This window comes from Pseudomonas sp. 5Vm1k (assembly GCF_056161485.1).
Genome location: NZ_JBSPCZ010000003.1, coordinates 514,064 through 538,974 on the forward strand (window position 1 = coordinate 514,064; position 24,911 = coordinate 538,974).

A 24,911-nucleotide genomic window follows, 5' to 3' on the forward strand; every position below is an offset into this window, starting at 1 on the left:
CCTTCATAGCTCATTTAGGGGCACCTTCGTGCCAGGGGAACGCACGCTGAGTCAGGCGCTTGAGCCCCCAATCCATCAGCCAGGCGAGCAGGGTGATCCACACCACGTAGGGCAAGATCACGTCCATCGCCAGGTAGCGACGCACCAGGAAAATCCGGTAGCCGAGACCGTCAGTGGAGGCGATGGCTTCGGCAGCGATCAGAAACAACCACGCCGAGCCGAGCATCAGCCGCAACGAGATCAACAACCGAGGCAGCAATTGCGGCAGCACCACCCGCAGCATCAAGGTCCAGGTCGAAGCGCCCAACGTCTGGGCCTTGATCAACAACTCGACGGGAATTTCACGGGCGCGTTGTTCCAGATCACGGGCCAGTGCCGGGGTGATGCCGATCACGATCAGCATCACTTTCGACAACTCGCCCAGGCCAAAGACGATGAACAGAATCGGCAGGATTGCCAGCGGTGGCACCATCGACAACACCGTCAGCAGCGGCGACAGCGGTGCGCCGAACAACGGCAATGTTCCGGCCGCCATGCCCAGGCACAACCCGGCCAACGCACTGATGCCGAGGCCGATGGCCAGTCGTCGCAGGCTGGACGCGCTGTCCTGCCAGAGCAGGTATTCGCCGGTGCGGCTGTCGGCGACGAAGGCCAGGCGTTTCACTGCATCGGTCATCTGCACAGCGCTGGGCAGCAGTTTGTCGTTGGGGTTGTCCGTCAGCCGCTCGGCCGAGCCCAGGAAGTAGGCGAGCAGCACCAGGGCGAACGGCAGGATCACCAACAGCAAGCGACTCGAGCGATCCGGGTGGCGATTGATCAGGCGCATGGCCAGCTCCTCCTGATTACAGCTTGGCGTCGGCAGCCATCTGCACGTAGCTCGGATCGAAGCGCAGCTTGAGGTTGCCTTTGTCGCCGCTGGTCACACCGTTGGCGAAGGCCATGCCGACGGCGCTGGTGTCCTTGGCGCCTTCACCCAGCAAGCCGTGCTGGAAGGAAAACTCGGCGACCTTGCGCATGGTTTCCGGCAGTTGCTTGCTGGTGGAGAACGCCAGCGCCTCCTGCGGAGTAGCAAATAGCTTGGTGGTGTCGAGTTGCGACTGGAACCCGGCCAGGTCGGTGCCCGAGGCTTTGGCCATGTGTTCGAGGGCGGCTTTGCTCGCGGCATTCTTGGCGCTCATCAACTCGACCACTTCGAACCAGGCGCCGGTCAGGGCTTTGCCCAGCGCCGGGTTGTCTTTGAGGGTGGCGCTGTTGACCACCATCATGTCCATGATTTCGCCGGGCACCTGGCTGGAGTTGAAAACTTCGGTCACGCCGGGCTTGGCCTTGATGTCCGAGAGCATCGGGTTCCAGGTGGTGACGGCGTTGACCTGAGCGGTGTTGAACGCGGCCGAGATGTCGGCATCGGAAGTGTTGACCACTTTCAGGTCTTTCTCGGTGAGGTCCACCGAATCGAGGGCGCGGGCCAGCAGATAGTGGGAGACCGAGAGTTCTACGAGATTGACGTCCATGCCCTTGAGGTCGGCGACTTTCTTACCTTCGCCCTTGAGCACGATGCCGTCGTTGCCGTTGGAGAAATCGCTGACGATCAGCGCGGTGCTGTCGACGCCACCGGCCGCCGGAATGGTCAGCGCATCCATGTTGGTCATGGTGCAACCGTCGAACTGACCGGCGGTGTATTGATTGATGGATTCGACGTAGTCGTTGAGCTGCACCACATCGATCTTGATGCCGTACTTTTTCGCCCATTTGTCGACGATGCCTTGGCTGCCGGCGTATTCCCAGGGCATCCAGCCGGCGTAGATGGTCCAGCAGACGCTGAAGTGATCTTTCTGGGCGGCGTGGGACGAGACGCTGACGAGCGCGGCGAATGCGGCGGCGAGCAGGGCGGGTAAACGAAGTCGGGTCATGGGATGGTTCTCCAGTTGAACAAGGGCGGGCAGGAGTCAACGCGGCACCGCGAACGGTGGCTTGTCTCCCGGGCTTTTGTCCCGCCGTGTAACCTCAACTGGAGGTCGCCAACTCTCGGACCAGTCACTCGCCTAAGCGAGCCGGAACCCTAGTCAGCCATTGCAAATTGTGGTGCCGCGAACCTGTGATGACTCCTGCACGCTTTTACTAAAGCGAGAGCCGTGCCAAGTCGCTGCGAAGCCTCTGGGCTGGGGGATGACGCCGATGGTCCGGTGGAAGAGGGCGCATGATTGCCTTGTCATGGTGCGCCGGCGCACCGCAATGGGCCGCTGATCCGAAGGTTTTTGCCATCGCGCACTTGATCAAGGTTTCACAGTCAAAACAGATGTGAGTCGGCCAGTGCCGGCTGCTGTCGCGGGTCTTTCAGGAGGCCGCCATGGTTTACCAAAAATTGCTTCGTCGATTACTGCTGGGCGGGGTGCTGGGCTTGGGGCTGTCGGGTTGCTATTACTACGCCGGCACCGCTGACATTTACGCCACGCCGTATTACTACCCAGGTTATTACTACTCGCCTTATTACTACGGCTATTCCTACCCCCGGTATTACGGGCGCTATCGCTACTATTACTACGGCGGCCACGGCTATTACGGCGGTCACGGTCCGGGTTATTACCACGGTGGCGGCCGTTACGGTCGCCATTAATCACGACGGCGCTTCCACTGAAAGGAAGCGCCGTTTTTTTATGGCAAAGATGAAAAACCTTTCATCGGCGACTTGTTTCAATGTGTTTCAAGAACGCACCAGATTCAGAAATCGATGTCTGATCTTTCGACAGTCGCCAACAATTGACTGTCGCCTGCCAGCGTCGCTGGTGTGGCTCACTCGCGGTCCAGGAGGCCGCCATGTATCGCCGAATCCTGATGCTGGTCGTGTTGAGTTTTTCCCTTGGTGCATGCGTTCCCTATTCCTACGGAGATGGAGGCAGCTACTACAGTTCTGAGGTCTACTCGTCCCCTGCGCCGGCTTACTACTCGGGCGGTGGCAGCTATTACTCGGCTCCACGCTATTACCAGCCAGCACCGCGTTACTACCAACCGGCTCCCCGTTACTACTCGGCGCCGCGTTATTACCAGGCGCAACCGCGCTACTACCAGTCCCAGAACCGTGGCTGGCAAGGACATGACCGAGGCGGTTGGGATGGCCGCAATCGGGGCAATTGGGACAATGACCGCGGTGGTCATGGTGGACGAGATCACGGTGGACGTGGCGATCATGACGGTCGCGATGGCCGGGGCAACCACCGCTAATTTTTTCCTATAGCTAGTTACAAAAAAGCGGCGCTTTGAGCGCCGCTTTTTTTATGCCCGGATTTCAATAATCCGACAAATCCGCCAACGGATGCCGACCTTCCCACACCTTATGGAAGTGCGCCTCCACCACCGCGTCCGGCACGTTATTGATGTCCGGCCAGTGCCAATGGGGCTTCTGATCCTTGTCGATCAACCGCGCCCGCACCCCTTCGCTGAACTCCGGGTGACGGCAGCAGTTGAGGCTCAGGGTGTATTCCATCTGAAAGACTTCCGCCAGCGACAGATGCCGGGCCCGGGCGATTTGCTCCCAGACCAAATGAGCGGTCACGGGCGAGCCCTCGCTCATGGTTTTCGCAGCGCGGCTGAGCAGCGGATCGCTGGAATCGCGCTGCAAACTGATGGCTTTCCAGGCGCAGCGCACGTCGCTGACATCCAGCAGCTCGTCGATTTTCTGACGGCGCGGCAGCCATTGCGCTTCGGGCATTTGCGCGACGGCTTCCTGTTGCAATGCCTTGAGCAGACTGTTGAGCTGCATCGAGGTCTGTTCCTGCCAGTTCAGTTGCAGCAGGCCTTCGACCAGTTCTTCCTGTTGTTCTTCGAGCAGGAAGCGGTCGGCCAGATCCAGATCGATCGCATCCCGGGCATTCATGTGTGCGCCGGTCAAGCCGAGAAATAACCCGAGCTTGCCGGGCAGGCGCGACAGGAACCAACTGGCGCCGACGTCCGGGTACAAACCGATGCTGATCTCCGGCATCGCCAGACGGCTGCTCGGCGTGACAATTCGGATGCTCGCGCCTTGCAGCAGGCCCATGCCGCCGCCGAGAACGTAACCGTGACCCCAACAGATCAGCGGTTTGGGGTAGGTGTGCAGTTTGAAGTCCAGGCGATATTCCGCCGCAAAGAACTGCGCGGCCAAGGGCGGCACTTCCCCCGGGTGATTGCGACAGGCTTCGACCAGGCTGCGCACTTCGCCGCCGGCGCAGAAGGCCTTGGCGCCGTTGCCGCGCAGCAGAACGCAAACGATTTGCGGATCCTTGGCCCAAGCGTCCATTTGATCGCGCAGGGCGTTGATCATCGGCAGGGAGAGGGCATTCAACGACTTTTCGGCATCCAGGCTGGCGACGCCGATGCGGGCGCCGTCGGTACCGGTGAGTTCTTCGAAGTGCAAATTCATCGTGACCTCGATTGCGAATTTGAGCGTTCAGTATGATCGCATTGCAGGAAAGTGCCGGTTCTGTGTCAGATCAATTGACAAGCATGCCCAGCTTTCCTAGGGTTCGCCCCATTGTTTTTGCCGGGTATGACCATGACTGCTGACGACCGTATCAAACTCGAACCGAGCTGGAAGGAGGCACTGCGTGCTGAATTCGACCAGCCTTACATGGCAGAGTTGCGCTCATTCCTGCAACAGGAGCGTGCGGCGGGCAAGGAAATCTATCCGCCAGGGCCGATGATTTTCAACGCGCTCAATTCGACGCCGCTGGACAAGGTCAAGGTCGTGATTCTTGGCCAGGACCCGTATCACGGACCGGGCCAGGCCCACGGCTTGTGCTTCTCGGTGCAACCGGGTGTACCGGCGCCGCCGTCGCTGGTGAACATTTATAAAGAGTTGAAACGCGACCTGAACATCGACATCCCGAGCCACGGCTGCCTGCAAAGCTGGGCCGATCAGGGCGTGTTGATGATCAACACCACCATGACCGTCGAACGTGCCAACGCCAATGCGCACAAGGACAAGGGCTGGCAGTTCTTTACCGATCGGATCATCGAGGTGGTCAGCGCGCATCAGCCGCATTTGGTGTTCATGCTGTGGGGCGCGCATGCCCAAGGCAAGCAGAAGCTGATCGATGCCACCAAGCACCTGGTGTTGACGTCGGTGCATCCGTCGCCGTTATCCGCCTATCGTGGCTTCCTCGGTTGCGGGCACTTTAGCCGGACCAACAAGTTCCTGGCGCAGAATGGCGAGACGCCGATTGAGTGGCGGTTGCCGCCGGTTTGATGTCGTCAGTGGGCTTTTGTGGCGAGTGGGCTTGCCCCCGTTGGGTCGCGCAGCGGCCCCTGCTTTTGTTTTGTCAGACTCACCGCATAGGCCGATTTTGCGACTGCTGCGCAGCCGAACGGGGGCAAGCCCCCTCGCCACAGGTCTGAGTCAGGTCCGAGGCTCCTCGGGCACTCGATTCCAATACTTGAACAACGGCTCCGCCAGAAACAACACAAACAACAACCGCATCACCTGCATCGCCGTCACCAGCGGCACCGATAATTGCAGCGTCTCTGCCGTCAAACTCATCTCCGCAATCCCGCCGGGCATCATACCCAGCGTCAGCGAACGCAAATCCAGATGAGTCAGCGCACTCAATCCAAGCGCCGCCGCCGTGGCAATCAACATGGTCAGCACCGTGCCGATCAGCGTCCGTCCCATAAAGGACGGTGCACGCCGGAAGAACTGTCGATTGAAGTGACACCCCAAGCCGCTGCCAATCAGCCATTGGCCGATCTGACTGCCGCCGTTGGGCAAACCGATGTGCAGATCCCAGCCGATACTCACCGCCGCGCTCACCAGTAACGGCCCGAACAGCCAGGGATTGGGCTGGCGCAACCGCTGCCAGCCCCAGGCGAGCAGGGCGCCCGCCGGGAATAGAATCGCCAGCCAACGCCAATCAACGACTGTGGCGTGGGAGATCGGCGTGCCGTCCCCCAGCAAATACTTGAACGCCGCCGGTACGCACAGCACTACCACCAGCACCCGCAGACTTTGCCCCGCCGCGACCCGGCTGAGCACCGCGCCATTGCGCGCGCCGAGGTTGACCATCTCGCCGGACCCGCCTGGCATGCTCGAGAAGAATGCGGTGGCGCGGTCCTCCCCGGTGCGCCGCATCAACCAGACGCCGACCACACTGGACAGGCTGGTGACCAACGCACCGAAAAAGATCAAACCGAAGTGGCTCAATACCTGCTCCATCACCACCGGGGTGAAGTGCAGGCCGATGCCGATGCCGACGATCCACTGGCCGCATTTGCGCCCTCCAGGGATTTCCGCCAATTGCCATGGCGTCAGGCAGCGCACCAGGATGATCGCCAGCAACGAGCCGACCATCCACGGTAGCGGCCAGCCGACCTGGCTGGCGAGGTAGCCGCCGAGCAGGCCGACCAGCGGTGTTCCCCACCAGGTTTTGAAGGGGCGATCAGACATCGGCAATGGCGCGCCTCGCAACCGAACGTTTACGCCAGATCCGCAGGATCGGCATCAGCAGCATAAGCGCAGTCAGCACCCAGACACCAAAGGTGATCGGGCTCGACCAGAGGATTTCCAGTGCTCCGTTGGAAATCGACAGGGCGCGCCGCAGGTTCTGCTCCATCAAGCCGCCGAGGATGAACCCGAGCAATACCGGGGACAACGGGAAGTCCAGTTTGCGCAGGATGTAACCGAAGATACCGATGCCGACCATCAGGAACAGGTCGAACGTGGTGGCGTGCACCGCGTAGACGCCGATCCCGGTAATGATCGCGATCACCGGCACCAGTGCCCAATTCGGCACGGCGAGGATGCGGGTGAAGATGCGGATCATCGGGATGTTGAGGATCACCAGCATGATGTTGGCGACGAACAACGAGGCGATCAGGCCCCAGACAATGTCCGGTTGCTGTTGGAACAGCAGCGGGCCCGGCGTGATGTTGTACAGCGACAGTGCGCCGATCATCACAGCCGTGGTGCCCGAACCCGGAACGCCGAGGGTCAGCATCGGCACCAGCGCGCCACAGGCCGACGCGCCGATCGCGGTTTCCGGTGCCGCGAGGCCGCGCATGTCGCCTTGACCGAACGTGCCTTTGGCACCGGCAATGCGTTTCTCGGTCATGTAGGCCACGGCGCTGGCGAGGGTTGCGCCGGCACCCGGCAACACGCCCATGATGAAGCCCAACAGACCGCAGCGGATGTTCACCACGAACACCGAAGACGCTTCCTTGAAGTTGAACATCATCCGGCCGGTGGCTTTCACCGCTTCCTGGCCGCGATGGGTTTTTTCCAGCAGCAGGAGAATTTCGCTGATGGAGAACAGGCCCAGTACCAACACGACGAACTGAATGCCGTCAGTCAGGTGGATGTTGTCCCCGGTGAATCGATACACGCCGCTGTTGGCATCGATCCCGACGCTCGACAGGAACAGGCCGATCAGCGCCGCGATAAAGGTCTTCAGCGGACGATCACCGGCCATGCCGCCGAGGCAGACAATCGCGAACACCATCAACACGAAATATTCCGCGGGGCCGAAGGCTATCGCCCATTTCGCCAGCAGCGGGGCGAACAGCACCATGCCGCAAGTGGCGATGAACGCGCCGATGAATGAACTCCACGCCGACAGCGACAACGCCACACCGGCCAGGCCTTTGCGGGCCATCGGGTAACCGTCGAGGGTGGTCATTACAGTGGAAGCTTCGCCCGGAATGTTCAGCAGGATCGAGCTGATCCGCCCGCCGTATTCGCAACCCAGGTACACCGCCGCCAGCAGGATCAGCGCCGATTCCGGCGGCAGACCCAGAGCGAAGGCAATCGGGATCAACAGCGCCACGCCGTTGATCGGGCCCAGGCCCGGCAACAGCCCGACCACGGTGCCGATCAGCGTGCCGCAGAGCGCGGTCACCAGGTTGTATGGGCTCAGCGCGACGCCGAAACCCTGGCCCAAATAGCCAAAAGTATCCATATCAGTTCTCCAGAACGTCGAGCAGGCCCAGGGGCAGCGGCACGTCCATCAACTTGTCGAACAGCAGGTAGAGACCAATGCTCATCAGCGTGGTGACGACGATGCTGGGTACCCAGCGACCGCCGTACAGACGCGCCATCGGAATGCCGATCAGGATGCTGCTGAGAATGAAGCCCAACGGTTCGAACAACCCGGCGAAGATCAGTAGCAAGACGATGCAGATACCGATTTTGTTCAGGGTTTCGCGGTCGAGTTTCGGGTCGTCATCGCTGTGCACGATCGGCGTCGGGCGAAACAGCATGTACAGCAAACCCAGGCCCATCAGCCCGAGCATCAACAGCGGAAAGGCCCGAGGCCCCACGGGTTCGTAGGAAAAAGCCGCTTGATACGGCCACGCCATCAGCGCCAGGCCGATACAGACCGCCAGCAGCACCGAAGCAAAAATGCGTTGTAAGAGCATGAGGAACTCCTGTGCCGCGACCCCGCGCAAGCGAGGCCGCAGCCGCTAGACAGAGGCGATCACTGGATCAGGCCGAACTCTTTGGCCAGCACTTTGTAGTCCGCGACTTGCTTCTTCACGTAGGTGTCCAGCTCCGGGCCGGTCATGGCGAACGGGAACAGTTCACGTTGATCGCGCAGCTTGGCGAACTCTTCGGAAGCCAGCAGTTTGTCGAAGGCGTCTTTCCACCAGGCGTAGTCTTCGTCGCTGACCTTTGGCCCGAGGTAGAAGCCGCGAACTACCGGCCAGACGATGTCGTAGCCTTGCTCTTTGGCGGTCGGGATGTCTTTCATTTCCGGCTCATCCAGGCGCTTCTCGGAGAACACTGCCAACAGACGCATGTCGCCGCTCTGGATGTGCGGCATGGAGTCGGAAATATCCGTGCTACCGACCTGGATGTGGCCGCCAAGCAGGGCGGTGGCGATTTCACCGCCACCTTCGAGGGCGACGTAACGCAGGTCGCGCGGGTTGATCCCGGCGGCCTTGGCGATCAGCGCGGTTTGCATCCAGTCCTGGCTGCCGACGGTGCCGCCGGAACCGATTACCACTTTGCTCGGATCTTTTTTCAACGCTTGAACGAGATCGTCGAGAGTTTTGTAAGGCGAATCGCTTTTCACCGCGATGGCGCCGTAGCTGGTGCCGACCGCTGCCAGCCAACGCACGTTGGTTTCATCGAAACGGCCGAACTTGCCTTGGGCCAGGTTCAACAGCGAGCCGCTGGACCACGCCACCAACGTGCCGGCATCGGCCGGGCGCTGGGCGACCACCGCGTTATACGCCACCGCGCCGACACCGCCGGGCATGTAGGTCACGCGCATCGGTTTGGTCAGCAGTTTTTCGTTCACCAGCGCGCTTTGCGCCAGTTTGCAGGTCAGGTCGAAACCGCCGCCGGGGGAGGCCGGGGCAATGCATTCCGGGCGCTTGGGCTCGGCCATCAGTTGGCCGGCGAACAGCAGGGCGCTGGCGGTGAGAGCAACTTTACGCAGTGACAAATTCATTGGGTTCTCCACAGATTTCTTATTGTATGGATGTGTGTAGGAGCTGCCGAAGGCTGCGATCTTTTAGCTTTGGGCGGTTCAATCAATTACCAAAGTGCAACGCTATAGCTCACCAGCAGACGCACTTCATCGGCATCGCGAGCGGAGTAGTTGGAGCGGTAGGTGGCATTACGCAGGCGCACGGCGACATCTTTGAGCGCGCCGCTTTGTACTACATATTTGATCTCGGTATTGCGTTCCCACTCTTTGCCTTCGTCGCCGTTCTTGAGTTTGATGTTGTCGCCGCTCAGGTAACGGCTCATGAAACTCAGGCCGGGGATGCCGAGTTTGGCGAAGTCGAAGTCGTAACGCGCTTGCCAGGAATGTTCCTCGGCGCCGGCAAAGTCGTTGATCTGCACAAAGTTGACCAGGTACGGGTCACTGCCATCGACATACGGGAACGCACTGTCGCCGGACATGTGCTGATAACCGGCGCTGAATTTATGCCCGCTCAAGGCGTAGCTCACCAGGCCGTTGAGGGATTTGTTGTCGATCTTGCCGCCACGGGCCGCACCCTGGTCATCACTGATAGCCAGTCGCAGGTCGGTGCCGAACGTGCCCGGGCCGAAGGGTTGCGAGGCGACCACGCCGAGGAAGTGCTGGTTATAGACTTCATCGAGTTGCGCGAAGTGGTAGCTGCCGATGATCTTGTCGGTGAACTTGTAGTCCACGCCGCCAAAGTCGAAGTGCTTGCCAGCGGCCGTGCCGGCAAAACGGCTGTTCTTGTTGTTGAGGGCAATGTCCTCAAAATCGGTGCTGTCGCGGTCTTTGGCTTTCTCCAGACGGCCACCGGTGAAGGTCAGGTTCTTGATCTCTTTGGAAGTCAGCAAGCCGCCTTCAAAGGTCTGCGGCAGGATGCGTCCGTCGTTGGGCTTGAGGATCGGCAGTTCCGGGATCAGGCTGCCGATTTTCAGCTCGGTGGCGGAGATTTTCACTTTGCCGGTCAGGCCCAGCTTGGAGTATTCATCGGCCGCGCGGCCGTCATCGTGGGTCGGCAACAGACCGGTGCCGGTGCGGTCGGGACTCGAATCGAGCTTGACCCCCAGCATGCCCAGCGCATCGACACCGAACCCTACGGTGCCGTCGGTGTAACCCGATTGCAGATTGAGCAGGAAACCCTGGGCCCACTCGTCACGCTTGGATTGCTGCGCGCTGGTGCCGTCGCGAAAGTCGCGGTTGAAATACATGTTGCGGGTTTCGAGGGTTGCCGTACTGTCTTCGAAGAAGGCAGCCTGGCTCAACGGCGAAAAGCCGGCGAAGGCGGCGGCACTGGCAAGGGCGGTCTGGCTGAGGCGGGAAAAACGAACAGGCGGGCGAGCCTGAAGCTGCATGGACAGCATCGTGAAGTACTCCGTTATTGTTCTTATTGGCGAAAACGCTTCGTGGCGTTTTTCGTACTCGCTAAATGCGCTAGCGACGGGCAGTCGAAACTGTCCGTGGCTGCACTCTAACCGGCCAACCTTTCGCTAACCTTTCAGCTGACTTTCAAGGTTTTCGGGCTTCACAGCGGCGGATGCGGCTGTAAACTCCGCGCCAAAGAATGGCGTCGACCATCCCTGAATGAGGTGAATACCCATGCGTGTCCTGCTCGTCGAAGACCATCTGCAGCTCGCCGAAAGTGTTGCCCAGGCGCTCAAGAGCACCGGGTTGACCGTGGATGTTTTGCACGACGGCGTGGCGGCCGACCTGGCCTTGAGCAGCGAGGAATACGCCATGGCGATCCTCGACGTCGGCCTGCCGCGCATGGATGGTTTCGAAGTGCTGGCGCGTCTGAGGGCCCGGGGTAAGAACCTGCCGGTGTTGATGTTGACCGCCCGCAGTGACGTCAAGGATCGGGTCCACGGCCTCAACCTGGGCGCCGACGATTACCTGGCCAAACCGTTTGAATTGACTGAACTCGAAGCCCGGGTCAAAGCCTTGCTGCGGCGCAGCGTGTTGGGTGGCGAGCGTCAGCAACGCTGTGGCGTGCTGGCCTATGACCTGGACACCCGGCGCTTCACCCTTGGCGAAGAATTGCTGACCCTGACTTCTCGCGAACAGGCCGTGCTTGAAGCCTTGATCGCTCGTCCCGGTCGGGTGATGAGCAAGGAGCAACTGGCGTCCCAGGTGTTCGGTTTGGATGAGGAAGCCAGCCCCGACGCCATCGAAATCTACGTCCACCGTTTGCGCAAGAAGCTCGACGGCCAACCGGTGGCGATCGTGACCTTCCGCGGCCTCGGCTATTTGCTGGAAAGCCGCGATGCATAAGCCCAGCAGCCTGCGTTGGCGGTTGCTGTGGAACCTGGCGTTGTTGCTGGTGGTGTTGATGTTGGCCAGTGGTTTGAGCGCGTACTGGAACGGTCGCGAAGCCGCCGACACCGCTTATGACCGCACCTTGCTGGCCTCGGCACGGACCATTGCCGCCGGTGTTTCCCAGCGCGACGGTACACTCAGCGCCGACGTGCCTTATGTGGCGCTCGACACCTTTGCCTACGACAGCGCCGGGCGAATTTTTTATCTGGTCAACGACATCCACCAGAACTTAATCTCGGGTTACGAAAACCTGCCACCGCCACCGCCGGGGACCCCGCGCACCGATGACTATCCGGCGCTGGCACGTTTCTACAACGCCGTTTATCGCGGGCAGAATGTGCGCGTGGTGAGCCTGCTCAAGCCGGTGAGCGAACCGAACATGAATGGCATGGCGGAAATCCGTGTCGCGGAAACCGATGAAGCACGGGTCAGCATGGCGCGCAGCCTGGCGGCGGATACGTTGCTGCGTCTGGGCATGTTGGCGATTGGCGCGTTGTTGTTGGTCTGGTTTGCGGTGAGTGCGGCGCTACGTCCGCTGGAGCGGTTGCGCACGGCGGTGGAGGAGCGGCAATCGGATGACTTGCGTCCTTTGCCGCTGGTGGAAGTGCAGCGGGAGTTGTGGCCGTTGGTGCGGGCGCTCAATCACTTTACCGAACGCTTGCGCGGGCAGTTCGAGCGTCAGGCGCAGTTCATTGCCGATGCGGCACATGAATTACGCACACCCCTGGCGGCGCTCAAGGCGCGACTCGAACTGGGCCTGCGCGCCAGCGAACCGCAAACCTGGCGTAGCACCCTGGAGACTGCCGCTCAAGGCACGGATCGCCTGACGCACCTGGCGAATCAGTTGCTGTCCCTGGCACGGGTCGAAAACGGCGCGCGAGCGATTGCCGAGGGCGGCGCGCAGTTGCTGGACTTGAGTCAATTGGCCCGAGAGTTGGGCATGGCCATGGCGCCGCTGGCCCACGCTCGGGGTGTGGCGCTGGCGCTGGAGGCGGAGGAGCCGGTGTGGCTGCGCGGCGAGCCGACGCTGTTGAACGAACTGCTGAGCAATCTGGTGGATAACGCCTTGGCGCACACACCGCCGGGGGGCAATGTGATCCTGCGCGTGACGGCGCCAGCGGTGCTGGAAGTCGAGGACGATGGACCAGGCATTCCCCTGGAAGAGCGCGATCGGGTATTCGAGCGCTTTTATCGACGCAACCAGCAGGTCGCGGGATCAGGCTTGGGGTTGGCGATTGTCGGGGAGATTTGCCGCGCGCATTTGGCCCAGATCAGCTTGCATGACGGGGAGCGGGCGGGGTTGAAGGTTCGGGTGAGTTTTATTGCGGGGGAGTGAACACAGGACCTGTGGCGAGGGAGCTTGCTCCCGCTGGGCTGCGAACCAGCCCCAAAACCATGCGCAACTGTATTTCTGTCAAACCGAGTTATCCGATTACGACTGCTGCGCAGCCGAGCGGGAGCAAGCTCCCTCGCCACAATTGCTTGTGTTCACAATCAATAAAACATCGACCGCGACTCTTCCAGATCCCTGCACATCACTTCGTTCTCAGGATCAATCCCCAGCTTCTTGAACGCCGGCACATTGAAAACATCTATGTGGGCCAGCGGATGGTCGGTGTTTTTGTGGCAATACAGGCTGGCGACTTGCACCACGTCGACATAATCGACACGTTTGGAATCACGCTTGAAATCCAGGTACTGCCCCGGCAACTTCACCAGCATTTCCGGAAACTCCCAGACGCTGAGCAGTTTGTCGCCGAGCAGCGGATGAATGCGGTCGATCACGTGGTTGAGGCTGACCGGGTCAGAGAGCAACTCGTAGTGATCTTCGGCGTACGTCAGAATCGGCAAGACCCCAATCTGATGCACCAATCCGCCCAAAGCTGCCTGATCGGGTTTGAGTTGGGTGTAGCTGCGGCACAGCGAGTAGCTGACTCCGGCGATTTCCAGGCTTTTGCGCCAGACATCGCGCATTTTCTGTTCCACCACCTCCGAACGGGCATGGAAAATCTGCTCCATTACCAGACCAATGGCCAGGTTGCTGCTGTAGTTCACGCCCAGCCGGGTGATGGCGGTGTGCAGATCGGTGACTTCCTGGGTTGCTCGCAGTAACGGACTGTTGACCACTTTGATCAGGCGCGCCGACAACGCGGTATCGCGACCGATCACTTTACTCAGGGTGCTAACGCTGATTTCCGGATCTTCAGCAGCCTTGCGAATTTGCAGGGCCACTTCCGGCAATGTTGGCAGAACCAGGTCATCGTTATCGATGGCCTCAACCAAATCCTGTTGGACCTTATCCGCCAGCTCACTCATTTCTGTTCTCTAGGGTCTTGCATAAAAATACTGCTGTCAGCGCTGGATTTCTTTATCGCGATCCAGCGCGTAAGGCAGGTCGAGCAAGTGCAACGCGGGGCCTTCGAGCGCCGCCAAATGGATGTCGCCTGACTCTGCTGCTTCGGCTTGCAGCACGGCCAGGAGTTCAATGTTTTGCTCGCCGCGTGCGGCGATTACCACTTCACCGATGGAACTGCCGTGGCTAGGGGCAAACAACTGGGTGCCGGGCTCGGGCAAGTCACTGGCGTCCAGTTGCAGGCGATACAAGCGACGCTTGAGTTTGCCCAGGTATTGCATCCGCGCGACGATCTCCTGGCCGGTGTAGCAGCCTTTTTTGAAGCTCACGCCACCGACGGCTTGCAGGTTGAGCATCTGCGGGATGAACAGCTCGCGGGTGCTCGGCATGACCTGGCCGATCCCTGCGCGGACCTGGCCCAGCAGCCATTGATTCAGCTCGCCTTCTGGCAGAACAGCGGAGAGCTTGGCCTTGATGGCGTCGGCCTGGTCGGCGGCGACCCACAGTTCGGCGCGTTCAGGCGAGACGCGAATGGCGATCAGACCATCGTTGCGCACAACGCTGTCGGTGTCTGCCGGCAACTCAAGACCCAGGCTGCTCAGTGCCGCGTCGCCATGATCGAGGCCAAAGCGAACCCAGGCGGCGCTTTCGTCGGTCAGTTTCGATTTGGAGAACACCGCGTACTTTTTCAGGTCCGCCAGTTGCGGTTCCAGCAGTTCGCTGGCCATGGCCAGGAGCACGCCGTCGCCTTCCAGCAAAATGCGGAAGCTCGATTGCATCCGGCCTTTTTGCGTGCAACGGGCACCGAGGCTGGCCTGTGTATCACTCAGGTAATTGAGGTTGCAGGTCAGTTGGCCCTGCAGGAATTTACCGGCATCCGCGCCGCGGACCGCGAGAACGCCTTCGTGTGACAGGGTGCAGAAAAAAGCAGAATCGGCCATGGGTCATCGCAGGGTAAAGAGTCTGGGAGACATCATAAGGGGGCGCCCATGAAATGGGTAGTTCACAAAAGGTCGGGAGGCCCGACCAAAGCCGACTGTTCGCTCAGGCTTTGGGCTGTATACTTGCCGCCTATTTGAGGAGCGCTCCATGGTCGAAGATGTTGAACTGAATCGCCTCTACTGGCACAGCCGCCGCGGCATGCTTGAGCTAGACGTGTTGCTGGTGCCGTTCGTGAAAGAGGTTTATCCGCACCTCAACGATGTCGACCGCGACTGCTACCGCAAGCTGCTCGAATGCGAAGATCAGGACATGTTCGGCTGGTTCATGGAACGCGCCGAATCGGAAGATCCGGAGCTTCAGCGCATGGTTCGCATGATCCTGGATCGTGTCCAGCCCAAGTAATGCGTTCGAATGCCGCTGGCATGCCTCGCGGCAGTTGCTGGCGGCTTATGTGTTAGCCCAGCTGTTCGCGCTGGGTTCGTTGTTTTTTCTTTCTATACCCATCTGGGCCAGTCTGCTCGGCGTTTTGCTGTGCGCGGTTCATGCTGCCTGGGCGTTGCCGCGACAAATTTTGCTGACGCATCCACGGGCATTTCGCGGTTTGCGCCGCGATGCCGATGGCTGGCAGTTGTGGAATCAGGCAAAGGGCTGGCAACCGGTGCAGCTACGGCCGGACAGCCTGGCGTTACCGTTGGTCGTGGTGCTGCGGTTTCGTCTGCGGGGCGAGTGGCGGGTCAGGTCGACCTGCGTGCCTCGGGATTCGCAGGCGGCGGATCTGCACCGACGCCTGCGAGTACGGCTGACATTCAGTCGGCGTAGGTGGGCGGCACCAGAATAGTGTCCAGGGCGACCGGCAGCATGTTCGGGTAGTCGAGGGTGTAATGCAGGCCGCGACTTTCCTTGCGCTCCATGGCTGAGCGGATCATCAACTCGGCCACCTGGGCCAGGTTGCGCAATTCGATCAAATCCCGGCTGACTTTATAGTTGCTGTAGAACTCATCGATTTCGTCGAGCAACAGCCGCACCCGGTGCTGGGCCCGTTGCAGACGCTTGTTGGTGCGCACGATGCCGACGTAGTCCCACATGAATCGCCGCAGTTCATCCCAGTTGTGCGCAATGATCACGTCTTCGTCGGAATCGGTCACCTGGCTCGCATCCCAGACGGGCAGGGCGATGGGGATCGAAATCTGCGGCAACTGCTCAAGGATGTCCGCCGCCGCCGAGCGGGCGTAGACGAAGCATTCCAGCAGTGAGTTGCTGGCCATGCGGTTGGCGCCATGCAGGCCGGTGAAGCTGGTTTCACCGATGGCGTACAGCCCCGGCACATCGGTGCGGCCGTGCTGATCGACCATCACGCCACCGCAGGTGTAGTGCGCCGCCGGCACCACCGGGATCGGTTGCTTGGTGATGTCGATGGAAAACTCGAGGCAACGCTCGTACACCGTCGGGAAGTGGGTTTTGATGAACGCTTCGGGCTTGTGGCTGATGTCCAGATAGACGCAGTCGACACCCAGACGCTTCATCTCATGGTCGATGGCCCGAGCGACGATGTCCCGTGGCGCGAGCTCGGCCCGCGGGTCGAAGCGCTGCATGAAACGTTCGCCGTTGGGCAACTTGAGGTGCGCACCTTCGCCGCGCAGGGCTTCGGTGATCAGGAAACTCTTGGCCTGCGGGTGATACAGGCAGGTGGGGTGAAACTGGTTGAACTCCAGATTCGCCACCCGGCAGCCCGAGCGCCAGGCCATGGCAATGCCATCGCCGCACGCGCCGTCGGGGTTGCTGGTATAGAGGTAAACCTTGGCGGCGCCACCGGATGCGAGGATCACGAAACGTGCGCCGTAGGTGTCGACTTCGCCACTGGCGCGATTGAGCACGTAGGCGCCGAGGCAGCGGTCGCCTTCAAGGCCCAGGCGCTTTTCGGTGATCAGGTCGACCGCGACCCTTTGCTCCAGCAGTTCGATGTTCGGGCGCTTCTTGGCCTGATCGAGCAAAGTCCTGAAGATCGCCGCGCCGGTGGCATCGGCGGCATGGATGATGCGCCGATGGCTGTGGCCGCCTTCGCGGGTCAGGTGGAATTCGAAACCGCCGTCTTCAGTGCCGGACTGTTCATCGCGGGTAAACGGGACGCCTTGGTCGATCAGCCACTGGATGGCTTCTTTACTGTGCTCGACGGTGAATCGCACGGCGTCTTCATGACACAGGCCACCGCCAGCGTTTAGCGTGTCATCGACGTGGGACTCAACGGTATCGGTATCATCGAGCACCGCGGCGACACCGCCCTGGGCCCAGAACGTCGAGCCATTGGCGAGGTTGCCTTTGCTCAGTACGGCAATGCGCAGGTTGCCGGGCAAGGTCAGCGCAAGGCTCAAGCCGGCAGCACCGCTGCCAATCACCAGGACATCATGTTGAAACTGTTGGCTCATTTCAGGATTCCGCTCAAAGCGACCCGGGTCGGGGTTGGCGCAAGACACCTGGATCGGCGAGTCAGGCAGCCACACAGCCCACTAGTATATAGAGGGGGGGAGCGGCACAATAGCCAGGCCTACATGGCATTGTGAGACTACTGTGAGGAAAAAGACCGGGCGCTTCGTCGGAAGTTTTTTTCGTCGGTTCGGCGACAAGGCGACTGTATCGTGGATTTAACAGTCTTTTTCGATTCACGGTTGCACAATGTCGGGTACACGCAGCTATAAATATTTGGAACTTTTGCCAAAGGCCCAAGATCAATAGCTGGTTGCCTGAATCAAGGGACAGTGTCGGCTTCGAAGCGGGATCTGCGATTTGGTCCCTGCCGGCGAATCCGATGACAAGATTATTCGCGCAGCCGGGTCATCCCGAGCTGCGTTTTTCGTGCGTGCCAAATCAGAGCCCGTAGGAAACTTGCTTGGAGGGGGAGAACTTTTGCGAAAAGCCCGAGTCTATGTTTGCAAGTCTGGTCGTTTAGTTATGCAAGCCTCCTTCGAGCTTATCGAGGAGTGTTCATGCTAACCCAGGAAGAGGATCAGCAGCTGGTCGAGCGCGTTCAACGCGGCGACAAGCGAGCTTTCGATCTGCTAGTGCTGAAATACCAGCACAAAATTCTCGGGTTGATCGTGCGTTTCGTGCACGACACCCATGAAGCCCAGGATGTCGCACAGGAAGCCTTTATCAAGGCATACCGTGCACTTGGTAATTTCCGCGGAGACAGCGCGTTTTACACGTGGCTTTACCGCATCGCCATTAACACGGCGAAAAACTATCTGGTTTCACGCGGCCGTCGGCCGCCGGATAGTGATGTCAGTTCCGAAGACGCAGAGTTCTACGACGGCGATCATGGCCTCAAGGATCTCGAGTCGCCAGAACGCGCATTGCTGCGGGATGAGATCGAAGGCACCGTCCATCGAACCATCCAGCAACTTCCAGAAGATTTACGTACGGCCTTAACTTTACGTGAATTCGATGGTCTGAGTTACGAGGACATTGCAGCCGTCATGCAATGCCCGGTGGGTACCGTGCGCTCCCGGATTTTCCGGGCTCGGGAAGCCATCGATAAAGCCCTGCAGCCGTTGTTGCAGGAAAACTGAGACAGCGGCGACAGCCAAGAGAGGAACGCCATGAGTCGTGAAGCCCTGCAGGAATCGCTGTCCGCAGTGATGGATAACGAAGCGGACGAGCTGGAATTGCGTCGGGTACTGAATGCCTTTGACGATGTTGAAACCCGCGAAACCTGGGCTCGTTACCAGATCGCTCGGGCAGTCATGCATAAGGATCTGCTGCTTCCACGTCTGGACATCGCTGCGGCAGTCTCTGCTGCGCTGGAAGATGAAGCCGTCCCGGCCAAGGCCTCTCGCGGTCCATGGCGCAGCCTGGGTCGTCTGGCCGTCGCTGCTTCGGTAACCGTCGCTGTATTGGCGGGTGTTCGTCTGTACAACCAGGACGAAATTGCTGGCGTCGAACTGGCTCAGCAATCCACGCAGTCCACTCTGGCCGCTCCACAGGTCAAAGGTCCGGCTGTATTAGCAGGCTATAGTGAGAGTTCGGAAGCCACTGGTCCTATGGCCAACGGCGTATTGCAAGGTCAGCCGGGCTGGCACGATCAGCGTCTGCCAAGCTACTTGCGCCAACATGCTCAACAGGCTGCACTGAAAGGCACTGAAAGCGCTCTGCCTTACGCTCGTGCAGCAAGCCTGGAAAACCGCTAAGGAGGATCATGCGCGCCATACCTCTACTTACGCTTCTGCTCGGTGGCTGGTTCGTTGTTCCAGCCCACGCCGATGAAGCCCAAGACTGGTTGACACGTCTGGGGCAGGCCGAGCAACAGCAAAGCTTTCACGGTACTTTTGTTTACGAGCGTAACGGTAGTTTTTCTACCCATAACATCTGGCACCGCGTCCAGGATGGCAAGGTCCGCGAGCGTTTACTCCAGCTCGACGGCTCGGCACAGGAAGTCGTGCGCATTGATGGACATACTCAATGCGTCAGCGGCACCCTGATCGCAGGGCTGGGGGACTCTCCCAACTCTGCCGCTCGTGCACTCGATCCACAAAAGCTCAAGAATTGGTACGACCTTGCCGTTATCGGCAAGTCGCGTGTGGCTGGGCGCTCGGCGGTGATTGTTTCACTGACGCCGCGTGACCAGCATCGTTACGGTTTCGAGTTACACCTGGACAAGGAAACTGGCCTTCCCCTCAAGTCATTGTTGCTCAATGACAAGGGGCAGTTGCTTGAGCGCTTCCAGTTTACGCAGCTGGATACCGCCGATGTCCCGTCCGACAATGATTTGCAGGCAGGCCCTGATTGCAAGGCACTCACTCTTGACGTCGACAAGGCTTCTGCCTTGAAAACGGCTGAAGTCTGGCATTCGGACTGGTTGCCACCGGGTTTCGAACTCAGCAGCAGTTCCTCGCGCAAAGACCCAGAGACCAAAACACAAGTCAGCAGTCTGATGTATGACGACGGCCTGGCCCGTTTTTCGGTATTCCTTGAACCGTTGAACGGTGCAACTGTTACCGATACGCGTACCCAACTGGGCCCAACCGTCGCTGTTTCCCGACGATTGACCACCCCTCAGGGTGAAATGATGGTAACGGTGGTCGGTGAGATTCCGATCGGTACCGCCGAACGGATTGCGCTTTCCATGCGCTCCGACGCTACGGCCAAACAGTGAGCTGAATGCCTTTATGCTCATGGATCGACGATTTGATAGTGCGAGAGGTCAGCGATGCCCATCCCACCGTTGAGATGTCGAAATGTTTGGTGAGCATTTCAATTTGCAAATACCCCCAATTTTTTCTATAGGTCAGAGCCTCTCGGCTCTGGCCTTGTTTGTTGTTCCCGGAACAAAAATACCGGCGTATCGTTCCCGGTGTTCCTTGCTCCATATCGCTTAACCATGCTCGTCGTAACGGGAGCCGTATGTCGATACCACGCTTGAAGTCCTATCTTTCCATTTTTGCCACCGTGCTAGTGCTCGGTCAGGCGGTCTCTGCTCAAGCAGCCGAATTGCCTGATTTTACGCAACTGGTTGAACAGGCCTCGCCTGCGGTAGTGAACATCAGCACCACGCAAAAACTGCCTGATCGCAAGGTGTCGAGCCAGATGCCGGATCTTGAAGGCTTGCCACCAGCATTGCGCGAGTTCTTCGAACGCGGCATGCCGCAACAGCGTTCGCCTCGTGGCGATCGTCAGCGCGAGGCCACATCCCTAGGCTCGGGTTTCATCATCTCGCCTGATGGCTACATCCTGACCAACAACCACGTCATCGCCGATGCCGACGAAATTCTCGTCCGTCTGGCCGACCGCAGTGAGTTGAAAGCCAAACTGATCGGCACCGACCCGCGTTCTGACGTGGCGTTGCTGAAAATCGAGGGCAAGGACCTGCCGGTTCTGAAACTTGGCAAATCCCAGGACCTGAAGGCCGGTCAATGGGTCGTCGCCATTGGTTCGCCGTTCGGTTTTGACCACACCGTGACCCAAGGCATCGTCAGCGCCATCGGTCGCAGCCTGCCTAACGAAAACTATGTCCCGTTCATCCAGACCGACGTGCCGATCAACCCGGGTAACTCCGGTGGTCCGCTGTTCAACCTGAACGGTGAAGTGGTCGGGATCAACTCGCAGATCTACACCCGTTCCGGCGGCTTCATGGGTGTGTCGTTCGCAATCCCGATCGATGTCGCGATGGATGTGTCCAATCAGCTGAAAAGCGGCGGCAAAGTCAGCCGTGGCTGGCTGGGCGTGGTGATTCAGGAAGTGAACAAGGATCTGGCTGAATCGTTCGGCCTGGAAAAACCGGCCGGTGCGCTGGTGGCTCAGATTCAGGACGACGGCCCGGCAGCCAAGGGTGGCCTGCAGGTTGGCGACGTCATCCTGAGCATGAACGGTCAACCGATCGTCATGTCTGCCGATCTGCCACATCTGGTCGGTGCGCTCAAGGCGGGCTCCAAGGCCAATCTTGAAGTGATCCGCGAGGGCAAACGCAAGAATGTCGAGCTGACAGTGGGCGCTATCCCGGAAGAAGGCAAAGAGCTGGATGCTTCGCCGAAAGCCGGTGTCGAGGGCAGCAGCAACCGCTTGGGTGTTTCTGTTACCGAACTGACCGATGAGCAGAAGAAAACCTACGACCTCAAGGGCGGTGTGGTGATCAAGGACGTTCAGGACGGTCCTGCTTCGCTGATTGGCTTGCAGCCTGGCGATGTAATCACGCACCTGAACAACCAGGCAATCGGCTCCACCAAGGAGTTCACCGAGATTGCCAAGGCGCTGCCGAAGAACCGCTCGGTGTCGATGCGGGTTCTGCGTCAAAACCGTGCGAGCTTCATCACCTTCAAACTGGCTGAATAAACCGGTTGTTGGCTGAATAAAAAACCGCCTCGAAAGAGGCGGTTTTTTTGTGCGCGGATTTTATAAAAAGAATCAGCCCATCATGTCCTTGATCATGCGCTCCTGGTCCATCAGCTCCCGCTGCCGTGCGTCGATACGCGACGACAATGGGAAGTTGCTGCCGGCCTTGCGCTTGGCGAAGTCCAGTTGCTGGATGGCCTGGCGGTAGTCGCCGATCAGCGCAAAGTATTCGGCCCGAGCCTGATGCAAGCCGATGATGTTGCCCGAAAGGCCGCGAGTCTCCGCCACCATGTACCAGACATCCGGATCGTCCGGACGGGACTTGAGCAGGTTTTCCAGGGCTTTTTCCGCGTCGGCAGTACGGTTCTGTTTGAGTAACAAATCGACTCGCACCTGATTCAGCGGGTAATTACCCGGAAACTGGGTGAGCAACCGGTCAACCCGGGACTGAGCGTCCGGCAGGCGATTGTTGGTGATGTCCAGATCAACCTGAGCCAGGTTGTAGATGATCTCGTTTGGCGCGGTGGCCAGCAGTTGCTTGAGATTTTCCCGGGCCTCATTCAACTGACCACCCTTGATCTGGGCGATCGCCAGGCCGTAACGGGCGACATCGTTTTTTGGGTTTTCATCGAGTTGGGCGCGGAAGCGTTTGGCGCCCAAGCCTGGGGTTTCTTCATAGATAAGCTGCACCCGTGCTCGAATCAGCTGATAACGCATGCTGTCTTCGATGCCGCCCTGTTTGGCTTGTTCGGCACGGTTGCGGGTATCGGCGATCCGCGATTCAGTTACCGGGTGAGTCAGCAGGAATTCCGGTGGCTTGGCGTCGAAGCGGTACTGACGCATCAAGCGCTCGAACATATTCGGCATCGAGCGCGGGTCGTAACCGGCCTTTTCCAGATTGAGAATGCCGATCCGGTCGGCTTCCTGCTCGTTCTGGCGCGAGAAACGTCGTTGTTCCTGAATCGCTGCCGCCTGTGTACCGGCAATGGTGGCGATCCCGGCATCACCGGCGCCGGCGGCTGCAATCACGATCCCGGCCAGCAGCGCGGCCATCATCGGTACTTGCATGCGTTGCGAGGCTTCAACGCCTCGGGCGAAGTGGCGTTGAGACAAGTGAGCCAATTCGTGGGCCAGTACCGAAGCGTATTCGCCCTCGGTCTGGGCATTGAGGAACAACCCCCCATTGACCCCGATAATTCCGCCGGGCGCGGCAAAGGCGTTGAGCTGCGGGCTGTTGATCAGGATGAATTCCAGGCGTCGGTCAGTGACCTGGCTGGTTTCGACCAGTTTGTAGACACTGGATTCGACGTAATCCTTGAGCTGCGGGTCGTTGAGCTGCGAGACCTGGCTGCGCAACATCGCCAGCCACGCGCGGCCCAACTGGTATTCCTGTTGCGGCGAGACAATGGCAGAGCTGGCATCACCGAGTGACGGCAGGTCGTCGGCGAAGCCTGGTGAGGCGAGCAGGCAAGCGAGCGTCAGCAGGGTAGGGCGCAAAAAAGTCATGCACAAAGCCTTAGTCGACAAAGACCTTACTGTAGCCGGACAGTGGGCTTCGGACCAGATATTCTAAGCCGCTCAACCACCTGAACCGGAGTGATGCAATGACAGATGCTGTAGCCCATGACGTTGAGCTGGACGCCAGTGGTCTGAATTGTCCGTTGCCATTGCTCAAGGCCAAGTTGGAGCTCAATCGGATGGACAGCGGCGCGGTACTCAAGGTGATCGCCACGGATGCGGGCTCCCAGCGCGACTTCCGCACCTTTGCCCGATTGGCCGGTCATACGCTGCTGCGTGAAGAAGACGAGGCGGGTGTTTACCGCTATTGGTTGAAAAAAGCCTGAAACCGGCTGCGTTCGTTGCTAAGGATTTTTAATGTTCAAAGTGTTACGCGACTGGATTCAGCGCTACTTCTCCGACGAAGAGGCCGTGGTGCTGGCGGTGCTGCTGGTCTTGGGGTTCACCGCGGTGCTCACGTTGGGCGGCATGCTCGCGCCCGTGCTGGCCGGGATGGTGCTGGCGTATCTGATGCAGGGGTTGGTCGTCACCCTCGAGCGTCTGCGCATGCCCGGTGGCGTGGCCGTGGGGCTGGTTTTCGCCTTGTTCATGGGGCTGTTGCTGGTGTTCATCGTGGTCGTAGTGCCGTTGCTTTGGCATCAACTGATCACGTTGTTCAACGAGTTGCCTGGCATGCTCGCCAAGTGGCAGTCGCTGTTATTGCTGCTGCCTGAGCGCTATCCGCATCTGGTGTCCGACGAGCAAGTGCTGCAAGCCATCGAAGTGGCCCGGGGCGAGATCGGCAAGTTCGGTCAGTGGGCGCTGACCTTCTCGTTGTCGAGCCTGCCGTTGCTGGTCAACATCATGATCTACCTGGTGCTGGTGCCGATCCTGGTGTTTTTCTTCCTGAAGGACCGGGAAATGATCGGGCAGTGGGTACGCGGTTACCTGCCGCGGGAGCGGGCGTTGATCACCCGGGTCGCTCAAGAAATGAACCGGCAGATTGCCAACTACATTCGCGGCAAGGTCATTGAAATCATCATTTGCGGCGGCGTGACCTACATCGCATTCGTCGCGCTGGGCCTCAATTACGCGGCGCTGCTGGCTTTGCTGGTGGGGGTGTCAGTGGTGGTGCCGTACGTCGGCGCGGTGGTGGTGACGGTGCCAGTGCTGCTGATCGCGTTGTTCCAGTGGGGCTGGAGTGATCAGTTCATCTACCTGATGGCGGTCTACGGGATCATTCAGACGCTGGACGGCAACGTGTTGGTGCCGCTGCTGTTCTCGGAGGCGGTCAACCTGCACCCGGTGGCGATCATCTGCGCAGTGCTGTTGTTTGGCGGGTTGTGGGGCTTCTGGGGGGTGTTCTTTGCGATTCCCCTGGCAACGCTGTTCAAGGCTGTGCTCGATGCGTGGCCGCGCAAGGAGCCGGTGGTGGCGCCGTTGCTTTAATCGTTTAGGGCCTCTTCGCGGGCAAGCCTCGCTCCTACAAGGTTCTTGGGTGCGACTCAAAACCTGTAGGAGCGAGGCTTGCCCGCGAAGGCGTCCGAATA

25 protein-coding genes and 1 riboswitch are annotated in these 24,911 nt (G+C 59.7%); of the genes, 13 read left to right on the forward strand and 12 right to left on the reverse strand.

Translation table 11 applies throughout. From position 1 onward, the window contains the following. Positions 1–10 precede the first annotated feature (10 nt). The gene (locus tag ACWIKB_RS08960; protein ID WP_475266254.1) at positions 11–826 is read right to left on the reverse strand and encodes an ABC transporter permease; all 816 of its coding nucleotides are present in this window, start codon (positions 824–826) and stop codon (positions 11–13) included. Positions 827–842: 16 nt separating this feature from the next. Next, positions 843–1,910 (reverse strand): putative urea ABC transporter substrate-binding protein, encoded by a 1,068-nt coding sequence (locus ACWIKB_RS08965; RefSeq protein WP_475266255.1) that lies wholly within the window; start codon positions 1,908–1,910, stop codon positions 843–845. 63 nt (positions 1,911–1,973) lie between these two features. Continuing rightward, a riboswitch (guanidine-I (ykkC/yxkD leader) is annotated at positions 1,974–2,074 on the reverse strand. 273 nt (positions 2,075–2,347) lie between these two features. Here ACWIKB_RS08965 and ACWIKB_RS08970 point away from each other — a divergent pair. Both ACWIKB_RS08970 and ACWIKB_RS08975 read left to right on the forward strand, forming a co-directional pair. After that, the gene (locus ACWIKB_RS08970; protein ID WP_475266256.1) at positions 2,348–2,614 is read left to right on the forward strand and encodes a hypothetical protein; all 267 of its coding nucleotides are present in this window, start codon (positions 2,348–2,350) and stop codon (positions 2,612–2,614) included. Between the two features lie 200 nt (positions 2,615–2,814). Continuing rightward, positions 2,815–3,219, forward strand: coding sequence for a hypothetical protein (locus ACWIKB_RS08975; protein ID WP_475266257.1), 405 nt, complete (start codon positions 2,815–2,817; stop codon positions 3,217–3,219). A 64-nt stretch (positions 3,220–3,283) separates the two neighbouring features. Here the strand turns inward: ACWIKB_RS08975 and ACWIKB_RS08980 are convergent, their stop codons facing one another. Further along, a complete protein-coding gene (locus ACWIKB_RS08980; protein WP_475266258.1) occupies positions 3,284–4,396 on the reverse strand; it encodes an enoyl-CoA hydratase/isomerase family protein in 1,113 nt (370 codons plus the stop codon). Positions 4,397–4,528: 132 nt separating this feature from the next. Here ACWIKB_RS08980 and ung point away from each other — a divergent pair, with 132 nt between their 5' ends. Further along, positions 4,529–5,221 (forward strand): uracil-DNA glycosylase, encoded by a 693-nt coding sequence (gene ung, locus ACWIKB_RS08985; RefSeq protein ID WP_475266259.1) that lies wholly within the window; start codon positions 4,529–4,531, stop codon positions 5,219–5,221. Between the two features lie 150 nt (positions 5,222–5,371). Here the strand turns inward: ung and ACWIKB_RS08990 are convergent, their stop codons facing one another. The 5 genes from ACWIKB_RS08990 to ACWIKB_RS09010 all read right to left on the reverse strand — a co-directional run bounded on the left by ACWIKB_RS08990 (position 5,372) and on the right by ACWIKB_RS09010 (position 10,798). Further along, positions 5,372–6,415 carry an AbrB family transcriptional regulator gene (locus tag ACWIKB_RS08990; RefSeq protein WP_475266260.1) on the reverse strand — a complete coding sequence of 348 codons (1,044 nt, stop codon included), beginning with the start codon at positions 6,413–6,415 and terminating at the stop codon, positions 5,372–5,374. Continuing rightward, positions 6,408–7,922: a tripartite tricarboxylate transporter permease gene (locus ACWIKB_RS08995; protein ID WP_054046736.1), complete on the reverse strand. Its 1,515-nt coding sequence runs from the start codon at positions 7,920–7,922 to the stop codon at positions 6,408–6,410. Before ACWIKB_RS08995 ends, ACWIKB_RS08990 begins: the two co-directional genes overlap by 8 nt. A 1-nt stretch (position 7,923) precedes the next feature. Beyond that, the gene (locus ACWIKB_RS09000; RefSeq protein ID WP_475266261.1) at positions 7,924–8,382 is read right to left on the reverse strand and encodes a tripartite tricarboxylate transporter TctB family protein; all 459 of its coding nucleotides are present in this window, start codon (positions 8,380–8,382) and stop codon (positions 7,924–7,926) included. A gap of 59 nt (positions 8,383–8,441) precedes the next feature. Continuing rightward, on the reverse strand, positions 8,442–9,419 hold the full coding sequence (locus ACWIKB_RS09005) for a Bug family tripartite tricarboxylate transporter substrate binding protein (RefSeq protein WP_475266262.1): 978 nt from the start codon (positions 9,417–9,419) through the stop codon (positions 8,442–8,444). An 86-nt stretch (positions 9,420–9,505) separates the two neighbouring features. Further along, positions 9,506–10,798 carry an OprD family porin gene (locus ACWIKB_RS09010; RefSeq protein WP_475266263.1) on the reverse strand — a complete coding sequence of 431 codons (1,293 nt, stop codon included), beginning with the start codon at positions 10,796–10,798 and terminating at the stop codon, positions 9,506–9,508. 235 nt (positions 10,799–11,033) lie between these two features. Between ACWIKB_RS09010 and ACWIKB_RS09015 the strand changes: the two genes are divergently transcribed. Next, positions 11,034–11,705 (forward strand): response regulator, encoded by a 672-nt coding sequence (locus tag ACWIKB_RS09015; RefSeq protein ID WP_054046730.1) that lies wholly within the window; start codon positions 11,034–11,036, stop codon positions 11,703–11,705. Then, complete coding sequence (locus tag ACWIKB_RS09020; RefSeq protein WP_403017872.1) at positions 11,698–13,086, forward strand: sensor histidine kinase; 1,389 nt, start codon at positions 11,698–11,700, stop codon at positions 13,084–13,086. The genes ACWIKB_RS09015 and ACWIKB_RS09020 overlap by 8 nt, the downstream gene beginning before the upstream one ends. Positions 13,087–13,244: 158 nt before the next feature. Here the strand turns inward: ACWIKB_RS09020 and ACWIKB_RS09025 are convergent, their stop codons facing one another. Both ACWIKB_RS09025 and ygfZ read right to left on the reverse strand, forming a co-directional pair. Then, positions 13,245–14,066: an HDOD domain-containing protein gene (locus tag ACWIKB_RS09025; protein WP_475266265.1), complete on the reverse strand. Its 822-nt coding sequence runs from the start codon at positions 14,064–14,066 to the stop codon at positions 13,245–13,247. Positions 14,067–14,102: 36 nt separating this feature from the next. Beyond that, complete coding sequence (gene ygfZ / locus ACWIKB_RS09030) at positions 14,103–15,044, reverse strand: CAF17-like 4Fe-4S cluster assembly/insertion protein YgfZ (RefSeq protein WP_475266267.1); 942 nt, start codon at positions 15,042–15,044, stop codon at positions 14,103–14,105. A gap of 148 nt (positions 15,045–15,192) precedes the next feature. Here ygfZ and ACWIKB_RS09035 point away from each other — a divergent pair, with 148 nt between their 5' ends. Together ACWIKB_RS09035 and ACWIKB_RS09040 are read left to right on the forward strand one after the other, a co-directional pair. Further along, positions 15,193–15,447 (forward strand): FAD assembly factor SdhE, encoded by a 255-nt coding sequence (locus tag ACWIKB_RS09035; RefSeq protein WP_007944081.1) that lies wholly within the window; start codon positions 15,193–15,195, stop codon positions 15,445–15,447. Then, the gene (locus ACWIKB_RS09040; RefSeq protein WP_475266268.1) at positions 15,431–15,883 is read left to right on the forward strand and encodes a protein YgfX; all 453 of its coding nucleotides are present in this window, start codon (positions 15,431–15,433) and stop codon (positions 15,881–15,883) included. The genes ACWIKB_RS09035 and ACWIKB_RS09040 overlap by 17 nt, the downstream gene beginning before the upstream one ends. Here ACWIKB_RS09040 and nadB read toward each other — a convergent pair. Next, positions 15,852–17,468 (reverse strand): L-aspartate oxidase, encoded by a 1,617-nt coding sequence (gene nadB, locus ACWIKB_RS09045; protein ID WP_475266269.1) that lies wholly within the window; start codon positions 17,466–17,468, stop codon positions 15,852–15,854. The two genes, ACWIKB_RS09040 and nadB, sit on opposite strands and share 32 nt — an antisense overlap. A 558-nt stretch (positions 17,469–18,026) precedes the next feature. Between nadB and rpoE the strand changes: the two genes are divergently transcribed. The 4 genes from rpoE (at position 18,027) to ACWIKB_RS09065 (ending at position 21,864) form a co-directional block, all read left to right on the forward strand. Continuing rightward, complete coding sequence (gene rpoE / locus ACWIKB_RS09050) at positions 18,027–18,608, forward strand: RNA polymerase sigma factor RpoE/AlgU (RefSeq protein WP_007944079.1); 582 nt, start codon at positions 18,027–18,029, stop codon at positions 18,606–18,608. Positions 18,609–18,638: 30 nt separating this feature from the next. After that, complete coding sequence (locus ACWIKB_RS09055) at positions 18,639–19,226, forward strand: sigma-E factor negative regulatory protein (protein WP_054046719.1); 588 nt, start codon at positions 18,639–18,641, stop codon at positions 19,224–19,226. A gap of 8 nt (positions 19,227–19,234) precedes the next feature. Further along, on the forward strand, positions 19,235–20,191 hold the full coding sequence (locus ACWIKB_RS09060) for a MucB/RseB C-terminal domain-containing protein (protein WP_475266271.1): 957 nt from the start codon (positions 19,235–19,237) through the stop codon (positions 20,189–20,191). Between the two features lie 248 nt (positions 20,192–20,439). Continuing rightward, entirely contained in the window at positions 20,440–21,864 is a 1,425-nt protein-coding gene (locus tag ACWIKB_RS09065; RefSeq protein ID WP_475266272.1) for a DegQ family serine endoprotease, read from the forward strand. Positions 21,865–21,936: 72 nt separating this feature from the next. On the opposite strand, the gene ACWIKB_RS09070 is transcribed toward ACWIKB_RS09065, so the two are convergent. Beyond that, positions 21,937–23,370 (reverse strand): M48 family metalloprotease, encoded by a 1,434-nt coding sequence (locus ACWIKB_RS09070; RefSeq protein WP_475266274.1) that lies wholly within the window; start codon positions 23,368–23,370, stop codon positions 21,937–21,939. 98 nt (positions 23,371–23,468) lie between these two features. Here ACWIKB_RS09070 and ACWIKB_RS09075 point away from each other — a divergent pair, with 98 nt between their 5' ends. Together ACWIKB_RS09075 and ACWIKB_RS09080 are read left to right on the forward strand one after the other, a co-directional pair. Continuing rightward, positions 23,469–23,708, forward strand: a complete 240-nt coding sequence (locus ACWIKB_RS09075) for a sulfurtransferase TusA family protein (protein ID WP_475266276.1) — start codon at positions 23,469–23,471, stop codon at positions 23,706–23,708. Between the two features lie 31 nt (positions 23,709–23,739). Continuing rightward, positions 23,740–24,810, forward strand: a complete 1,071-nt coding sequence (locus ACWIKB_RS09080; RefSeq protein WP_475266278.1) for an AI-2E family transporter — start codon at positions 23,740–23,742, stop codon at positions 24,808–24,810. The last annotated feature ends 101 nt before the right edge of the window (positions 24,811–24,911 follow it).

Bases quoted from the DNA above. Each gene is read 5' to 3' on its own strand.
- ACWIKB_RS08960 (WP_475266254.1), bottom strand. From the start codon at position 826: ATGCGCCTGATCAATCGCCACCCGGATCGCTCGAGTCGCTTGCTGTTG.
- ACWIKB_RS08965 (WP_475266255.1), bottom strand. From the start codon at position 1,910: ATGACCCGACTTCGTTTACCCGCCCTGCTCGCCGCCGCATTCGCCGCG.
- ACWIKB_RS08970 (WP_475266256.1), top strand. From the start codon at position 2,348: ATGGTTTACCAAAAATTGCTTCGTCGATTACTGCTGGGCGGGGTGCTG.
- ACWIKB_RS08975 (WP_475266257.1), top strand. From the start codon at position 2,815: ATGTATCGCCGAATCCTGATGCTGGTCGTGTTGAGTTTTTCCCTTGGT.
- ACWIKB_RS08980 (WP_475266258.1), bottom strand. From the start codon at position 4,396: ATGAATTTGCACTTCGAAGAACTCACCGGTACCGACGGCGCCCGCATC.
- ung (WP_475266259.1), top strand. From the start codon at position 4,529: ATGACTGCTGACGACCGTATCAAACTCGAACCGAGCTGGAAGGAGGCA.
- ACWIKB_RS08990 (WP_475266260.1), bottom strand. From the start codon at position 6,415: ATGTCTGATCGCCCCTTCAAAACCTGGTGGGGAACACCGCTGGTCGGC.
- ACWIKB_RS08995 (WP_054046736.1), bottom strand. From the start codon at position 7,922: ATGGATACTTTTGGCTATTTGGGCCAGGGTTTCGGCGTCGCGCTGAGC.
- ACWIKB_RS09000 (WP_475266261.1), bottom strand. From the start codon at position 8,382: ATGCTCTTACAACGCATTTTTGCTTCGGTGCTGCTGGCGGTCTGTATC.
- ACWIKB_RS09005 (WP_475266262.1), bottom strand. From the start codon at position 9,419: ATGAATTTGTCACTGCGTAAAGTTGCTCTCACCGCCAGCGCCCTGCTG.
- ACWIKB_RS09010 (WP_475266263.1), bottom strand. From the start codon at position 10,798: ATGCTGTCCATGCAGCTTCAGGCTCGCCCGCCTGTTCGTTTTTCCCGC.
- ACWIKB_RS09015 (WP_054046730.1), top strand. From the start codon at position 11,034: ATGCGTGTCCTGCTCGTCGAAGACCATCTGCAGCTCGCCGAAAGTGTT.
- ACWIKB_RS09020 (WP_403017872.1), top strand. From the start codon at position 11,698: ATGCATAAGCCCAGCAGCCTGCGTTGGCGGTTGCTGTGGAACCTGGCG.
- ACWIKB_RS09025 (WP_475266265.1), bottom strand. From the start codon at position 14,066: ATGAGTGAGCTGGCGGATAAGGTCCAACAGGATTTGGTTGAGGCCATC.
- ygfZ (WP_475266267.1), bottom strand. From the start codon at position 15,044: ATGGCCGATTCTGCTTTTTTCTGCACCCTGTCACACGAAGGCGTTCTC.
- ACWIKB_RS09035 (WP_007944081.1), top strand. From the start codon at position 15,193: ATGGTCGAAGATGTTGAACTGAATCGCCTCTACTGGCACAGCCGCCGC.
- nadB (WP_475266269.1), bottom strand. From the start codon at position 17,468: ATGAGCCAACAGTTTCAACATGATGTCCTGGTGATTGGCAGCGGTGCT.
- rpoE (WP_007944079.1), top strand. From the start codon at position 18,027: ATGCTAACCCAGGAAGAGGATCAGCAGCTGGTCGAGCGCGTTCAACGC.
- ACWIKB_RS09055 (WP_054046719.1), top strand. From the start codon at position 18,639: ATGAGTCGTGAAGCCCTGCAGGAATCGCTGTCCGCAGTGATGGATAAC.
- ACWIKB_RS09060 (WP_475266271.1), top strand. From the start codon at position 19,235: ATGCGCGCCATACCTCTACTTACGCTTCTGCTCGGTGGCTGGTTCGTT.
- ACWIKB_RS09065 (WP_475266272.1), top strand. From the start codon at position 20,440: ATGTCGATACCACGCTTGAAGTCCTATCTTTCCATTTTTGCCACCGTG.
- ACWIKB_RS09070 (WP_475266274.1), bottom strand. From the start codon at position 23,370: ATGACTTTTTTGCGCCCTACCCTGCTGACGCTCGCTTGCCTGCTCGCC.
- ACWIKB_RS09075 (WP_475266276.1), top strand. From the start codon at position 23,469: ATGACAGATGCTGTAGCCCATGACGTTGAGCTGGACGCCAGTGGTCTG.
- ACWIKB_RS09080 (WP_475266278.1), top strand. From the start codon at position 23,740: ATGTTCAAAGTGTTACGCGACTGGATTCAGCGCTACTTCTCCGACGAA.